Below are 14,677 nucleotides of genomic sequence, written 5' to 3' on the forward strand. Positions count from 1 at the left end.
TACAATAATGGCCCCTTGGTCAAGCGGTTAAGACACCGCCCTTTCACGGCGGTAACACGGGTTCGAATCCCGTAGGGGTCATTACATAACCTAACCTTCAGAGCATTCTGTATTGTTCTGAAGGTTTTTTTGTATGCAAAAAGATGTTTACCATAAATTTTGAAGTGTGCCAGCCTTTATTTATTAAAAAATATAATAGCTTTCCATAGACTGTTTGCTAATATGAGGTTTAAACCTATCTTGACAATTAAATTAGGTAAAATGGGTCGCTTTCTATTTAAAAGTTCTGTATGATATTTAGGATAACGAAATTTTCAGAAAGGACTTCATACATATGCTAAAACAGTTTTTTAGTTACTACAAACCACATAGGAAATTGTTTATAATTGATTTTTGTTCAGCCATTATTGTGGCTATTTTAGAGCTAGCGTTTCCTGTAGCTGTTCAAAAGTTTATTGATACGCTGCTTCCTACAAACAACTGGGGAATGATCACGAAAGTAGGAGGCCTTTTGCTTCTGGTGTATCTATTGAGTACCATCTTAAACTTTATTGTTAATTATCTTGGTCATAAACTTGGTATAAATATTGAAACTGATATGAGAGAAGAATTGTTTACACATGTTCAAAAGCAGTCTTTCCGGTTCTTTGATAATACTAAAACCGGCCATATCATGAGCCGAATAACGAATGATTTATTTGATATTGGCGAATTTGCACATCATGGGCCAGAGGATTTCTTTATCGCTATCATGACTTTTATTGGCGCTTTTTGGATCATGTTTACCGTGAATCCAACGCTTTCATGGATTGTGCTTGTAATGGTTCCAATTTTAATGGTTCTTGTTTATGTATCTAATGTAAAAATGAATAGGGCATGGACGGGTATGTACGGAGAAATAGCTGAAATCAACGGACGAGTAGAGGATAGCGTTTCAGGTGTTCGAGTAGTACAATCGTTTACAAATGAAACCTATGAAAAAAATCGTTTTAAAAAACAGAATGGATTATTTCGCCTCGTTAAATTAAGTGCTTATAAAGTCATGGGAGCGACAAATGCTAGTATCTATTTTATGACGAGGCTCTTGACTTTACTAGTCCTTGTAGTGGGAGCATGGCTAAGTTTTCATGACAAATTGTCATATGGTGAGCTGGTTAGCTTTATCTTGTATACAAATGTGTTAATTAAGCCGATTGATAAAATCACAGCATTACTGGAGTTGTATCCGAAAGGCATGGCGGGCTTTAAACGCTTTCAAGATTTACTCGCTCGTGATCCCGAAGTTCAAGATAAGCCGAATGCTTTAATTGCTCCACATTTAAAAGGTGCTATTTCCTTCAATAATGTAGATTTTAGTTATGATCATTCAAATGAAATTCTACAGAATTTATCTTTTGATTTAAAAGCAGGCGAAATGACGGCTTTTGTAGGGCCTTCAGGAGCGGGGAAGACAACAATTAGCTCGCTTATTCCACGTTTTTATGATGTTAATAGTGGTTCAATTACCATTGATGGAATAGATATTCGTGATATGACGAAGCATTCATTGCGCAAACAAATTGGTATAGTTCAGCAGGATGTATTTTTGTTTACTGGTACCATTCAGGAGAATATTGAATATGGCAAACTAGGAGCCTCATTTGAAGAAATTCAATATGCTGCAGAAAAAGCAAATCTTTCCGAACTAATAGAAAGTTTGCCAGATGGCTATCAAACAGAAATTGGTGAGAGGGGATTAAAATTATCAGGTGGGCAAAAGCAACGTTTAGCGATCGCTAGAATGTTCCTTAAAAACCCTCCTATATTAATCCTAGACGAAGCGACTTCTGCACTTGATACACAGACCGAAAAAATTATTCAAGATTCACTAATGGAATTGGCGAAAAACCGTACTACTATCGTTATTGCTCACAGACTTGCAACAATTCGGAATGCTAATCGTATTATGGTAGTAACAAAAGATGGTATAGCAGAAGATGGAACATTTACTGAATTGATGGAAAAAGGCGGCATTTTCGCGAGATTAAATGCTTAGATATATGAAAGTTATGGAGGATAGTTTAGCCTAATATAAAAGAGGTATATGAACTATAAAGACTTTTTAAAAAGAAAAAGGAGAGTATTATTTTCTATGAATCAACCTGACGACTATAAAATTCAGCCATTCTTTTCAATATGGCTCCATCCAAAGAAAACTGCCAGCTATGTGATCGAACATAAGAATTGGACATATGTTATTCTCTACGTCATACTTGGCGGAATGGCGAGCACAATGATAGGCTTGTCTGGACAAGAGTTATATCCTTCTTTTTCCATTTGGCTACTGTTGCTTGGCTGTATTTTAGCGGGACCGTTCATAGGGGCAGTCAGCGTCATTATTTCTTCAGGCGTCATTTGGCTTGTAGGAAAATTATTTAAAGGAAAAGGAAGCTTTGAAGATATATTTAAAGTAATTAGTTTATCATCGATTCCTAATATTACTCTTGCTCCATTTATGCTAGTATGGATGGCTAATGCTCCTCAAAGTTTTTTTAATATGAACGATGAAGCATTAACAAATGGTGCTGCGATTATTAGTATTGTGCTGTCATTAGCGGTCTTTATAGTCACTATTTGGACTTTTGTCATCCAAGTGGGAAGTGTCGCAACTGCACATCGCTTTTCGAACTGGCGATCATTTTTTACGCTCGTATTGCCAGGCATTGTAATTGGATTAATTCTTATCGGAATTGTTTTGCTACTTGTCATTACATTTGGTTTTATTGTGTACTAATCCTAAGCCGGATTTCCTCAAGTAAGGAAATTTCGGCTTTTTTGCATGTTTTAATGATTATGAGGGAAGTAAATATTTATTGGAAAAAGCGCGAAGGGAAAACTGAAAACAATAAAAATTTACATTGTAAAACCATTTCGGTATGATTAACTTTGTGTATTTAAAAAGTGGAGGATTTTTTGAATGAATCATGGCAACAAATGGGCATTATTGCCTTTTCTTATTTTTATACTCTTATTCATAGGTTCTGGCATATTGACAAAAGACTTTACAGCTATGCCACTTAATATGGCTGTTGGAATTGCCTGTATAGCTGCTTTTGTAATGAATCGCCGAGATGGAACAGAGAAAAAGCTAGAAGTATTTTTAAAAGGTGCGGGAAACAAAGATGTCATGCTAATGGTTTTAATTTTTCTTTTAGCAGGGGCATTTTCAAATGTCGCTAAAGAGATGGGCGCTGTGGAATCAACCGTAAATCTAGGGTTAACATACCTGCCACAGAATTTTTTATTAGTAGGGTTATTTATTATTGGCTGTTTAATTTCATTGTCGATGGGCACATCGATGGGGACTGTGGTGGCGTTATCTCCTATTGGCGTTGGGATAGCAGATGCTACTGAAATCTCAGTAGCCTTAACCATGGCAACAGTGGTAGGAGGAGCCATGTTCGGCGATAATCTATCAGTTATATCAGATACCACTATTGCAGCTGTTCGAACACAAGGTACAGATATGCGTGATAAATTCAAGGTGAACTTTTGGATTGTGTTGCCTGCAGCTGTGGTAACAGCAATTATTATAGGGATTTTGACAGCAGGAAACAGTCATGCACTCAAAAACTCCTATGATTATTCAATCCTTTCTATAGTTCCTTACATTTTTGTGCTGGTTGCAGCCATAATTGGGGTGGATGTAATAAAAGTGTTGCTAGGAGGCATTATTGTTTCTTTTGCAATTGGTTTGATAAATGGCTCATTAAGTGTTCTCTCGTTTGTAGAAGCGGCGAGTAAAGGAATAGTTGGTATGGAGGATATTGCTATTATTGCAGTATTAATCAGCGGACTTGTAGCATTAATACAGCATGCTGGAGGTATTGACTTCCTTCTAACGTTTATATCCAAAAAAATTCGTTCAAAAAAAGGGGCAGAATTCGGCATTGCAAGTTTAGTGAGTGTGACTGATATCTCGACTGCTAATAATACAATTGCGATTTTAATGACAGGACCTCTAGCAAAAAAAATAGCAGATCAATATGAAGTCGATCCTAGAAAATCTGCAAGTTTATTAGATATATTTGCTAGTGTATGGCAAGGATTTGTTCCCTATTCTCCTCAGTTACTAGCTGCGGCGAGTGTTGCAGGTATCTCAACGGTAAGCATTATGTTTTATTCGTTTTATCCTGTTTTAATGGCTGTTTGTGCAGTAGGGGCTATTTTAATCGGTTATCCGCGTTTAAAGAAAAAATAAGGATGTGCAATTATGAACACACCCTTATTTTTTATTGAAAATATTGTCTTCTTGTAAAATTTCACGTGAAATCGCAATCGCACCTTTTTTTCTTAAGTGCATGATCGCTTCTTCATCAGCTGTTAGTATTTTTTCAATATATTCATCTTGCTTTTCGCTTGGAATATGCATACCTTTAAATTCATCTCTTAGAGCATATTCATAAATTTCCATTTCTTCGTTAGAAAGAAACGTATTTGCTTTAGAATCCATATGTTATAACACCTTCAAAATAGAATTTGTAATTTAATTATACACCAATGAACAAGTTAAATAGCAACTGAAACATCATGAAAAAAGATTAAGCTTAATCGCTTAATCTTTTTATATTTCAGGTGTCTCCGTATCAATTGTCATAGATGGACCAAAGAATTCGTAGAAGATGTGGTCTTCCTGTAGTCCCATAGCTAGCAAATGTTTAACCATGGCCACCATAAAAGGAATGGGTCCGCAAATATAGACATCTGTAGAAGAATCAATATGCTTTTCCAAAAACTCTTTTGATACAAAGCCATCAGTTTGAGTAATTAACTCATGGTAGTATAGCTGTGAATGATCCTTCGCTAATTCATTCAAGGCATCACTGAATGTTAATAAATCTCGGGTGCTAACACTTTGGATAAAATGGATTTTTTCCTTATTTTCTTTAACAGCTGATTGAACCATACTAAAAAGTGGTGTAATTCCAATGCCGCCAGCTAAAAAGGCGACAGAAGTGTCAGCTTTTGTGTGGTAGAAAAATTCCCCTGCTGGTGCGCTGATTTGTATTTTGTCTCCTACATTTAATGAATCATGCAAATAGTTGGAAACAATGCCTGCTGGGTCAGTTATGATTTCGCGTTTAACAGAAATTCGATATGATTCTCCATCATAGGTTTTAGACAAACTATATTGCCTCTTATGTGCATACTTTTGCCCGGGAATCTGTACATGTACTGTAATATATTGACCTGGCTTATAGTCAGGTAGTGGTGCATCATCAGCGGGTTTTAAGTAGAATGAAGTCACTAATCTATTTTCTGGAATTTTATCAACCAGGGTAAAGTCTTTAAAGAATCTCCATCCGCCAGGTTTATTTTCTGTTTCCTTGTACATCTCTTCTTCAGTATTGATGAAGGCATCCGCTAACACCCCGTATGCCTCAGTCCACGCATCCATGATTTTTGGTGTTGCTGCGTCGCCAAGTACTTCTTTAATGGCGATTAATAAATTCTTACCCACGATTGGATAATGCTCAGGTTTAATGCCAAGACTTCGATGTTTCTCAGAAATTTGTCTAACGACAGGCATAATTTCCGAAAGGTTTTCAATGTGAACAGCTGCAGCATATACGGCATTAGCTAACGCCAATTGCTGACGTCCTTGTTTTTGGTTTGTTTGGTTAAAAATATTTAATAGTTCTGGGTGTATTTCGAAAAGCCGTTTGTAAAAGATCGTTGTAATCTTTTTACCGTGTGCCTCTAAGGCGGGGGCAGTAGATTTAATAATTTCCATTGTTTCTTTACTAAGCAATGCCACCATTCCTTCCATTATACATATAGGTTATTTTTTGCTTAATACTTAAAAATATACCTTATTTAATGTTCATTAAACTTGGTTAGAAGTATGATTATACTCTCTCATTAGATGAGTAATAGAGGTTGAAATGGGGGATTACTTTATACCGGATTTTCTTGATAAGAGTTTATTGAGGGTTCAAGATGACGATGCATAGAAAGAATACCTCGTACATAAAAATATAAATATCGAAGTTTTTTGCTTTTTATTTTGAGGGAGTAATGTACAATAAACTAGAGAGCTTTTAGAAAGTAGGAGAATAAATGGAAGCAGAATTTATTGCAAAGATTGTATCAATTATTTTGCTAGATATTGTATTAAGTGGAGACAATGCAGTAGTCATTGCACTCGCTTGCCGAAACCTAGCAAAAAACCAACGAAAAAAAGCCATATTGATTGGAACAGGCGGTGCAATCGGTTTACGGATCGTCTTGACATTTATTGCTGTTTGGCTACTACAAATTCCATTCGTAAAAGTGGTAGGCGGCTTGCTCTTATTTTATATCGCGTATGATTTAATTCGTTCAAAAGAAGAAGATCCGGATATAAAAAGCGGCAATAACTTATTCGCTGCTGTACGCACCATCATAGTTGCGGATTTCGTTATGAGTCTTGATAATGTTTTGGCTATTGCAGGTGTTGCCAATGGTCATAATGGCCTTGTTGCATTAGGCCTGCTTGTTAGTATTCCTTTAATTATTTTTGGTAGCCAAATCATTATTAAATTAATGGAGAAATTCCCTATTTTAATATGGATTGGCGGTTTGCTCATTGCTTATACGGCAGGGCATATGATTGTCAATGACAAATATGGACATCGGCTAGTTGAAGCTACAACACCACTTATGAATATAATTATCCCAATCATTAGTATGGTCTTACTTATACTCGTAGGGCTCTGGACAAAAAAGAGACAAGTTAGGAATATAAAATAAAGTGTATGCATCGTCTATGATTCACTCGCTAATTACTCTAAAATGGAGAACTAAAAAACGTAACAATGCTAATAACAGCATTGTTACGTTTTTTCTATATTAGTTTGTTGTTTGATGAATTTCTGCAGTTAATTCTTCTAGTTGATCAATTAAAGAACCAATGAATGCGATGGTTTCTTGTAATGGTTTGTCAGTAGTGATATCTACATTGGCCATTTTTGCAAGTTCAACAGGCGATTTTGTACCACCTGCTTGCAATACTTTTAGCCAATCTTCCACAGCAGGCTGGCCTTCTTCTAGGATACGTTTTGATACCTGTGTAGAAATGGTAAGCCCTGCACTGTATGTGTATGGATAAAGGCCCATATAGTAATGTGGTTGGCGCATCCATGTCAACTCTGCTCCATCGTTAATTTCAACATCGTCGCCCCAGAATTCTTCTAAAACCGAGCGCGTAATGTTGCTTAAAATAGCTGCATTTACACTTTCACCTGCATCGATTAATTCATACACTTTACGCTGGTAAGCAGCTTCCAATAAGTGTGTCACAAAATTATGATAGTACGTGCGTGCAATAATGCTTGAGATAACCCAGCGTTTAAAGCGGGGGTCCTCTGAATTCTTTAACAGATAATTCGCCATAAGCATTTCATTCAATGTAGACGGTGCTTCAACAAAGTATTTAGAAGAATCACTATTGAATAGGGTTTGATGTTTTTGAGCATTTCTAAAATGCCCTGCATGGCCAAGCTCGTGTGCTAAAACGAATACTTCATTCATGCGTTCAGTCCAAGAAATCAAGATATAGGAATGGAATCCATATGGACTTGAACAAAAGGCACCAGTTGATTTTCCTTCATTATTGGCGAAATCGATCCAGCGCTCATCAAAAGCGGCATCAATCATGGCAAGGTAATCCTCACCCATGACGCCCAGCGCTTTCTTCATATAATCACGAGATTCTTCGATCGTAACCGAAGGTTCATAACTTGGATCCAATGGGATTTTTAAATCGGCAAATGTCATCTTGCCAATGCCATGCTCTTTTTGGAGAAGCTTAGCATATCTTCTCATATGAGGTGCTAATTCTTTCATAATCAAATCGATTTGGCGGTGATATAAATCTTGCTCAACTTCTTGGTCAAATAATAAATAGTCCGTTACTGAATCATATCCACGTAAATCAGATAGAGTTTTTTCTGTTTGAACATGGGTATTATATGTTTTAGCAGTAGTATGTTGATAATCAGCCAGCTTTGTTGAGAAAGCTTTGAATGCTTCGCGACGAACTTCTGTATCTGATTCCAACTCCCAATCTCCTTCGAAAAGGTTATAGCTTAGTGGGTAGCTTTTACCGCCAACTGTAAAGTGATCAAACTTCATATCTACTAGTTTGGTTGTATTGTATAATCCGTATGGCGCATCTAATGTTGAGCTAAGTGCTGCCAGCGTTTTTTCTACTTCTGGGTGAAGCTGATGAGCTTTTTTGGCAATTAATCGATTAAGATAGTGTGCATATGTCGGCTCTATTTCTATCGCTTTTTCTAATTCTTCTGATGAAAGTTCCAATATTTCACCATCTATAAATGATACTAGACTAGCAAACTGAGAAGAAACCGTGCTAAATTTACTTGCTCGGATTTGCGCTTCATTGTTTGTTTGATCTTCTTCAAGCTGGAGAGAGACATATGTTGCATAAGGGATTAGTGAAGAGACAAGTGCCTCGCAGTCACGTATGACTTCTATTACTTGTTGGGCGTTGTTAATATTCCCCTTATGCTTAACGTTAAATTCATTTGTGTCTTTTATAAGCTTTTTTACGCCTTCCTCATAAGCTTCCTCATTAGAAACCAGATGAGTCAAATCCCATGTTTCTTCTACAGGTACTTCATTACGCTTTAGTATATTTTCGACCATCTTTACCACTCCTTTATTTCGTAACACGAATCATCTCTATTATAAATCTTATATTCTATAAAGTAAAACATTTCTGACAAATTGGATTGGAAGTCAAGTTATTGCTTTTGATAATAACAAAAATAAAACTCTATAAATATAAAACTTCAATTTATCACTTACTATATAATTCCTTGAGCAATCATTGCATCTGCTACTTTTAGAAAACCAGCAATATTGGCGCCAATCAAAAGGTTTCCATCATGTCCGAATTCTTTTGCTGCGTTTTTACTGTTTTCGTAGATTGATTTCATAATATCATGCAGCTTTTCATCTACTTCTTCAAAAGTCCAAAAGATTCTCATGCTATTTTGAGCCATTTCTAACGCAGATACAGCTACACCGCCAGCATTAGCGGCTTTAGCTGGAGCAAATAATATATCATTAGCCAAAAATGCTTGAATGGCTTGTAAGGTTGAGGGCATGTTAGCTCCTTCACCAACAGCTTTGAGACCATTTTTAATTAGCAATTTAGCCGATTCTTCGTCGATTTCATTTTGAGTAGCGCAGGGGAGGGCAATGTCACATGGAATAGTCCAGATGCCTTTGCAGCCTTCTTTATAGGTTGCATTCGGACGGGAGACTACATATTCTTTAATACGGCCGTTTCTCATCTCTTTGATGTCTTTGACAACCGATAAGTCTATGCCATCTGGATCAAAGATATATCCATCTGAATCCGAGCAAGCAGTTACCTTGGCGCCTAGCTGCTGCGCTTTTTCTATAGCATACGTGGAAACATTACCTGTTCCGGATACGACAACCGTAGCATCTTCGAATGCTAGACCCTTTTCTTTCAGCATTTCTTGCACAAAGTAAACAGTACCATATCCAGTAGCTTCTTTTCTCGCTAAAGATCCTCCAAATCTAGGGAGTTTGCCTGTAATGACACCAGGTTCGTATGCGCCTCGTATTCGATTATATTGGCCAAATAAAAATCCAATCTCACGTGAGCCAACTCCAATATCGCCAGCAGGAACATCGACATCGGGTCCAATATATTTATGTAATTCCGTCATAAATGCTTGGCAAAATCGCATGATTTCTGCATCAGATTTTCCTTTAGGATCAAAATCGGCACCGCCTTTTGCGCCGCCGATTGGCTGGCCTGTCAAAGAGTTTTTAAATATTTGCTCAAAGCCTAAAAATTTCACGATACTTTCATTGACAGAAGGATGAAAACGAAGGCCCCCTTTATAAGGTCCGATTGCGGAACTGAATTGAACGCGGTAGCCACGGTTTACTTTGATTTTTCCACTGTCATCTTCCCACGAAACACGGAATTTCACTACACGCTCTGGTTCTACAATCCGTTCTAAGAGGCTTGCTTTCATATATTCTGGCTTCTTTTCAAATACGGGCGTTAATGAGTAGAGGATTTCTTTCGCTGCTTGAAGAAATTCGGGTTCATGACCGTGATGTTCTTTCAGGTTATTGAATACTTTATCAATATAGGAAGTTGCGATTTGCTTTGAATCTCTCATATTGGTAACCATTTAATACCCCCATATAATTAGACTTATCTCTCTATATTATACAAAATGATGTGAATTTTCAATCAATTATTATTATAAAAATACGGAAGCGTTAACATATGTGACAGATCAGTACTTTACTGTTAGCATGAAAAGTGAAAGTGTTGAGGAGTGAATGGAATGCCTAAAATTTGTATTGATGCAGATGGCTGTCCTGTAGTACCTGAAAGTATTCAGGTTGCAAAAGAGCTTGAACTTGAAGTAATTGTTTTCTGTGATACAGCGCACTTGATACAGATAGACGGAGTGCAGACCGTTATTGTTTCAAAAGGAGCCGATGCGGTTGACTTTGCTTTAGTAAATCAAATCCAAAAAGGGGATATAACTATTACCCAGGATTATGGTCTAGCAGCAATGGTGTTAGCTAAAGGAGGTTTTGCTATTAACCAAAATGGCTTACAGTATACATCAGAGAATATTGACCAGCTTCTTTATGCAAGGCATTTTAATCAAAAGGTGCGCCAAGCAGGTGGAAGAACGAAAGGGCCAAAGAAAAGAACGAAAGAAATGAATGGGCGCTTTATCGAGAAATTTAGAAGCCTTTGTCTATCTATTCTTGAAAATAAAGCTGGCGGCATTTATTAACCGCCAGCTTTATTTTTTTCTAGATTGATTTTACTTGAGACTTAAAATTGGTGTGAAGAACTTTAATTTATATCTGAAGTTACTTCTTCTACAGTTTGTTCTACTTCGCTCCGCGTCATTTTAACATGGCCTTTTCTCATTGCATCGAGTGTTTTGTGAGCTAATGCTAAAGGAATTTTACAAAACATCAAGATACTGCGTTTTTTAATGCTTTTATTATATTCATCAGCTTTTGCTAGGTTTTCCTCTGCATATTTAAATAAATCATCGCGTGTCCAGCCTTCAGGCATGAAGCTTACGCCACGTTCACTGTCTTCATCCTGGTTCCGCAAAATATTAACAGCTTGTAGTCCTCGCCCATAACCAATAGCGAGATCACGATCAGTCTCAACTCCAGCTCCCCATAGCCATATATCTGATAACATGGTGCCTACCAAGCCAGCTACATAATAAGTATATTCATCGAGGTCTTCTTTCGTTTTAACAATCCATCCTTTTGCAGCCCATTTGGCCATACCTTCTGCCATTTCACTAGTAGAATCTGCAACTGTCTTGCGAATACCCTCTGGACAGAGTGATAGCCAATCAAAAAGGCGGAGAGAAACTTCTGGTAATTTGTCTTTATAAGGAGCGATCAGTAATTGATAGGCATCCTCGTTTGCAGAAGATTTTAATAGTTGGCTAATCTCATTTAACAAGTCTGTTTTTACGGTAGTCGGCAATTCTTCATGATCTTCGATTTCATCGATTGCCCGCATGCACAAATAGGCAGCAGCCACTGTTGTTTTCAAGTCCTTTTTCAAAAATGTAATAGGAATAAAAAACGTACGGCTTGTCTCCTTTAAAACAGTCATTGCTTCTTTATATATATCTTTGTGTGCTTCCAATTAAAACTTCCTCCGTTCACTTTCAAACATATTCTATAACTATCCTATATCAATTAATGAAAAATGAAAAATATAATCTATAGTTTTGCTAAAACAAAATTATTATGATATTATTTAGATGCTTAAATACTTGAAAATAAAAGGAGATTTTTTACATGGGACGTTTAGAGAATAAAATTGCAATCATTACAGGTGGAGCTTCTGGTATGGGTGCACAAATGGCAAAATTATTCGCATCAGAAGGCGCAACTGTTATTGCGGCTGATATCAGCGAACAAAATTTAGCTAATGTTTCAGAAATTGACGGCGTTGAAGGTATGAAACTAGATGTGACTTCAGATGAAAATTGGGCTGAATTGACTAAAAACATCGTAGATAAATATGGTCGCATTGATATTTTAATCAATAATGCTGGTATTTCATCTCAAAAATCACCTGATGATGTTACGGCAGATGACTGGGCTTTATTGCATAAAATCAACTCTTTTGGACCATTCCTTGGAATCAAACATGTAAAACCGTATATGATTGAAGCAGGCAAAGGTGCAATTGTAAATACTTGCTCATATACTGCATTAATCGGTTCAGGTACGAACCCATATACAGCATCTAAAGGTTCACTTCGTGCGATTGCACGTGCAGCAGCTGCTGAACTTGGAAAACATAACATCCGTGTTAACACTGTTTTCCCTGGTGTAATTGAAACACCAATGACTGCAAATATTGGTCAATTTAAAGAAGCAATGGATGGTTTAATCCGTGCTACTCCAATGGGCCGTCTAGGTAAACCAGAAGAAGTAGCGAATGCTTCTTTATTCTTAGCATCTGATGAAGCTTCTTATATTACAGGTGCAGAATTAGTTATTGACGGTGGATATTCAGCACAATAATGATTCGTAAATTTAGAAAAGAAGGTGATGCATATGACCGAAAATCCTTCCTTATTTGAATTGCTTCATGAAATGGATAAAGTAAATGGGAAAATGATTATCCGTTGGAAGAAATTATTTAAAGTAAATATCGGTATTTCTCATATTTTGGTTCTGAGTTATCTAAAAGAACACGGCCCAAGCAGACCTTCTGATATTGCAAAATATCTAGAATTTGCTCCTGCATCTTTGACGCATTTATCGGACAAGTTAATTGCCAATCACTACTGTGTCCGAAACGCAAGTTCTAAGGATCGTCGTATTACATTTTTAGAAATCACTGATGAGGGATTAAATGTACTCAAAGAGGCAACAATCCTAGGTCAAGATATGAAACGAGAATATTTTAAAGTTTTATCTGATGAAGATATTAATCATCTATTAGCTATTTATACAAAATTAAATGATCAATAACTAAAAGTCCCCATTTTTCGCCTACAAAATTTAGGTTTAAGATTATTGGCATTCGTTAAGAGTAGCCATTATCTTGCTTCTAAACACTCAAAAAGATCCATTCAGTTGGATTAACATAAGTACCCATAAGAAAGGTTTAACTCTTTCTTATGGGTACTTTACTTTTCTGTTTTTTTATAATAACGAGCTCGTAATGGGACTTTTTGGAGAAGCTAAAAAGCTATTTGCACAATTTCTTCATACAGAGTAAAGTAGGAGTGGGCGGAAAAAGGAGATTAATATATGTCACAAGCAATCGGTTTAGATGCAGGAGGAACTCTTACAAAACTTGCATATTTAGATGAAAACAACCAATTAAAATTAAAGCACTTTCCTTCTAATAACATGCCAGCTATTATAAATTGGATTAATTCGAAGCATAATATAAAGGAAATTGGAATTACTGGAGGCCGTGCCGAACAAGTAAAGACAATGCTTGACCAAGATACAAACTTACATTATATAGTTGAGTTTGAAGCTACATTAAAAGGTGTTCGGTATCAGCTGGAAAAAGAAAACCACAATTTCGACAAATGTATCATTACAAATATTGGTACAGGCACATCTATCCATTACATGAATCAAATAGAGCATATGAGAGTTGGGGGAACAGGAGTCGGAGGAGGCACCTTAATTGGCTTGTCAGCTCTTACTACAGGTATTATCAATTACCAAGAGATACTTCAACTTGCTAAAAAAGGAAGTAGAATGGGTATTGATCTTTTAGTACAAGATATTTATCAGGGGATGGAAACACCAATCTCTCCTACCTTGACTGCCAGCAATTTTGGCAAGGTTGGAATTAATGATGTTTTAGAATATAAGACAGAGGATATTTTAGCAACAATTCAAGGGTTGGTTGGTGAAGTAATTACTACGCTTAGTATTCAACTTGCAGAGCAAAATGAAGTAGAGCAAATTGTATATATCGGGACAACATTAGATAATAATGAAAAACTACGAGATATTATCGCCGACTATACAATATTAAAAAAGAAAACGCCTGTATTTTTAGAAGATCATGGTTTTAGCGGAGCAATTGGTGCGTTAATTAATGTTACACAATAGTTTTACTCGTTACTTTTGAATATGCAAATAATGCCAGTAGCAAGCTCAACAGCGGTTGCTGCTGGCATATTCTTATGCATTATTTTTTTGTATACCTTCTCTCGCCAGGGCATCAGCAGCTTTATTTTGCGTATCAGGAACCCACTTGATAAAGAAAAAGTCGAACTCTCTTATTAAAACAAGTGCTTTTTCCAAGTATGGCTGATATTCTGCATTTTTCACAAATTCTTTTTCTACAGAAGCCACGACAATTTTGGAATCGGATCGAAATGATACCATCCCCTTCGTTAACTTTTTTGCTTCTTCTAAGCCACGTACAAGTGCCATAAATTCAGCTACATGGTTATTGGCCATACCTATAGGCTCGCTCAATTTTATGAAATGGTCTTCCCCTTTAATAAAGATCCCTATGGCACTAGGGCCTGGGTTTCCAGCACTTGCTCCATCAATGTAAACTTCTAGCATGTCTAAACTCCCTTCACTTGCATGTTAT

Annotated in this window: 14 protein-coding genes and 1 tRNA gene; 9 read left to right on the top strand and 6 right to left on the bottom strand. The window is 36.6% G+C overall.

The window, feature by feature from the left end; genetic code table 11:
* The first annotated feature begins 9 nt into the window (after nucleotides 1-9).
* From RST01_RS10765 to RST01_RS10780, 4 genes are all read left to right on the top strand, one after another.
* Nucleotides 10-81, top strand: a tRNA-Glu gene (locus RST01_RS10765).
* Between the two features lie 253 nt (nucleotides 82-334).
* Nucleotides 335-2,035, top strand: coding sequence for an ABC transporter ATP-binding protein (locus RST01_RS10770; protein ID WP_147196713.1), 1,701 nt, complete (start codon nucleotides 335-337; stop codon nucleotides 2,033-2,035).
* A 96-nt stretch (nucleotides 2,036-2,131) separates the two neighbouring features.
* Nucleotides 2,132-2,773 carry a Yip1 family protein gene (locus RST01_RS10775; protein ID WP_184117459.1) on the top strand — a complete coding sequence of 214 codons (642 nt, stop codon included), beginning with the start codon at nucleotides 2,132-2,134 and terminating at the stop codon, nucleotides 2,771-2,773.
* Between the two features lie 183 nt (nucleotides 2,774-2,956).
* Nucleotides 2,957-4,240, top strand: coding sequence for a Na+/H+ antiporter NhaC family protein (locus RST01_RS10780; protein WP_147196717.1), 1,284 nt, complete (start codon nucleotides 2,957-2,959; stop codon nucleotides 4,238-4,240).
* Nucleotides 4,241-4,264: 24 nt separating this feature from the next.
* Here the strand turns inward: RST01_RS10780 and RST01_RS10785 are convergent, their stop codons facing one another.
* Together RST01_RS10785 and hmpA are read right to left on the bottom strand one after the other, a co-directional pair.
* Nucleotides 4,265-4,492 carry a hypothetical protein gene (locus RST01_RS10785; RefSeq protein WP_147196719.1) on the bottom strand — a complete coding sequence of 76 codons (228 nt, stop codon included), beginning with the start codon at nucleotides 4,490-4,492 and terminating at the stop codon, nucleotides 4,265-4,267.
* A gap of 111 nt (nucleotides 4,493-4,603) precedes the next feature.
* Nucleotides 4,604-5,791 carry an NO-inducible flavohemoprotein gene (gene hmpA / locus RST01_RS10790; RefSeq protein WP_147196721.1) on the bottom strand — a complete coding sequence of 396 codons (1,188 nt, stop codon included), beginning with the start codon at nucleotides 5,789-5,791 and terminating at the stop codon, nucleotides 4,604-4,606.
* Nucleotides 5,792-6,099: 308 nt separating this feature from the next.
* Between hmpA and RST01_RS10795 the strand changes: the two genes are divergently transcribed.
* Nucleotides 6,100-6,771 (top strand): TerC family protein, encoded by a 672-nt coding sequence (locus RST01_RS10795; RefSeq protein ID WP_066788352.1) that lies wholly within the window; start codon nucleotides 6,100-6,102, stop codon nucleotides 6,769-6,771.
* A gap of 99 nt (nucleotides 6,772-6,870) precedes the next feature.
* Here RST01_RS10795 and pepF read toward each other — a convergent pair whose 3' ends face one another.
* Nucleotides 6,871-8,688, bottom strand: coding sequence for an oligoendopeptidase F (gene pepF, locus RST01_RS10800; protein ID WP_147196723.1), 1,818 nt, complete (start codon nucleotides 8,686-8,688; stop codon nucleotides 6,871-6,873).
* Nucleotides 8,689-8,849: 161 nt separating this feature from the next.
* Nucleotides 8,850-10,223 (bottom strand): NADP-specific glutamate dehydrogenase, encoded by a 1,374-nt coding sequence (gdhA, locus tag RST01_RS10805; protein WP_244946703.1) that lies wholly within the window; start codon nucleotides 10,221-10,223, stop codon nucleotides 8,850-8,852.
* Nucleotides 10,224-10,382: 159 nt separating this feature from the next.
* Between gdhA and RST01_RS10810 the strand changes: the two genes are divergently transcribed.
* Nucleotides 10,383-10,847: a YaiI/YqxD family protein gene (locus RST01_RS10810; protein WP_147196725.1), complete on the top strand. Its 465-nt coding sequence runs from the start codon at nucleotides 10,383-10,385 to the stop codon at nucleotides 10,845-10,847.
* Between the two features lie 62 nt (nucleotides 10,848-10,909).
* On the opposite strand, the gene RST01_RS10815 is transcribed toward RST01_RS10810, so the two are convergent.
* Nucleotides 10,910-11,701, bottom strand: coding sequence for a squalene/phytoene synthase family protein (locus tag RST01_RS10815; RefSeq protein ID WP_147196925.1), 792 nt, complete (start codon nucleotides 11,699-11,701; stop codon nucleotides 10,910-10,912).
* Nucleotides 11,702-11,889: 188 nt separating this feature from the next.
* Here RST01_RS10815 and RST01_RS10820 point away from each other — a divergent pair, with 188 nt between their 5' ends.
* The 3 genes from RST01_RS10820 (at nucleotide 11,890) to coaW (ending at nucleotide 14,184) form a co-directional block, all read left to right on the top strand.
* The gene (locus tag RST01_RS10820; RefSeq protein ID WP_147196727.1) at nucleotides 11,890-12,624 is read left to right on the top strand and encodes an SDR family NAD(P)-dependent oxidoreductase; all 735 of its coding nucleotides are present in this window, start codon (nucleotides 11,890-11,892) and stop codon (nucleotides 12,622-12,624) included.
* Nucleotides 12,625-12,657: 33 nt separating this feature from the next.
* Entirely contained in the window at nucleotides 12,658-13,077 is a 420-nt protein-coding gene (locus tag RST01_RS10825) for a MarR family winged helix-turn-helix transcriptional regulator (RefSeq protein WP_066788341.1), read from the top strand.
* 282 nt (nucleotides 13,078-13,359) lie between these two features.
* Nucleotides 13,360-14,184 carry a type II pantothenate kinase gene (gene coaW, locus RST01_RS10830; RefSeq protein WP_147196729.1) on the top strand — a complete coding sequence of 275 codons (825 nt, stop codon included), beginning with the start codon at nucleotides 13,360-13,362 and terminating at the stop codon, nucleotides 14,182-14,184.
* Between the two features lie 72 nt (nucleotides 14,185-14,256).
* Here the strand turns inward: coaW and RST01_RS10835 are convergent, their stop codons facing one another.
* Entirely contained in the window at nucleotides 14,257-14,649 is a 393-nt protein-coding gene (locus RST01_RS10835; RefSeq protein WP_147196730.1) for a reverse transcriptase-like protein, read from the bottom strand.
* Between the last annotated feature and the right edge of the window lie 28 nt (nucleotides 14,650-14,677).

The sequence above is a fragment of the Rummeliibacillus stabekisii genome (assembly GCF_007988965.1).
Taxonomy (GTDB): Bacteria; Bacillota; Bacilli; order Bacillales_A; family Planococcaceae; genus Rummeliibacillus; species Rummeliibacillus stabekisii.

Bases quoted from the DNA above. Each gene is read 5' to 3' on its own strand.
- RST01_RS10825 (WP_066788341.1), top strand. From the start codon at position 12,658: ATGACCGAAAATCCTTCCTTATTTGAATTGCTTCATGAAATGGATAAA.
- RST01_RS10795 (WP_066788352.1), top strand. From the start codon at position 6,100: ATGGAAGCAGAATTTATTGCAAAGATTGTATCAATTATTTTGCTAGAT.
- gdhA (WP_244946703.1), bottom strand. From the start codon at position 10,223: ATGGTTACCAATATGAGAGATTCAAAGCAAATCGCAACTTCCTATATT.
- RST01_RS10835 (WP_147196730.1), bottom strand. From the start codon at position 14,649: ATGCTAGAAGTTTACATTGATGGAGCAAGTGCTGGAAACCCAGGCCCT.
- RST01_RS10780 (WP_147196717.1), top strand. From the start codon at position 2,957: ATGAATCATGGCAACAAATGGGCATTATTGCCTTTTCTTATTTTTATA.
- coaW (WP_147196729.1), top strand. From the start codon at position 13,360: ATGTCACAAGCAATCGGTTTAGATGCAGGAGGAACTCTTACAAAACTT.
- RST01_RS10815 (WP_147196925.1), bottom strand. From the start codon at position 11,701: ATGACTGTTTTAAAGGAGACAAGCCGTACGTTTTTTATTCCTATTACA.
- RST01_RS10775 (WP_184117459.1), top strand. From the start codon at position 2,132: ATGAATCAACCTGACGACTATAAAATTCAGCCATTCTTTTCAATATGG.
- RST01_RS10820 (WP_147196727.1), top strand. From the start codon at position 11,890: ATGGGACGTTTAGAGAATAAAATTGCAATCATTACAGGTGGAGCTTCT.
- pepF (WP_147196723.1), bottom strand. From the start codon at position 8,688: ATGGTCGAAAATATACTAAAGCGTAATGAAGTACCTGTAGAAGAAACA.
- RST01_RS10770 (WP_147196713.1), top strand. From the start codon at position 335: ATGCTAAAACAGTTTTTTAGTTACTACAAACCACATAGGAAATTGTTT.
- RST01_RS10785 (WP_147196719.1), bottom strand. From the start codon at position 4,492: ATGGATTCTAAAGCAAATACGTTTCTTTCTAACGAAGAAATGGAAATT.
- RST01_RS10810 (WP_147196725.1), top strand. From the start codon at position 10,383: ATGCCTAAAATTTGTATTGATGCAGATGGCTGTCCTGTAGTACCTGAA.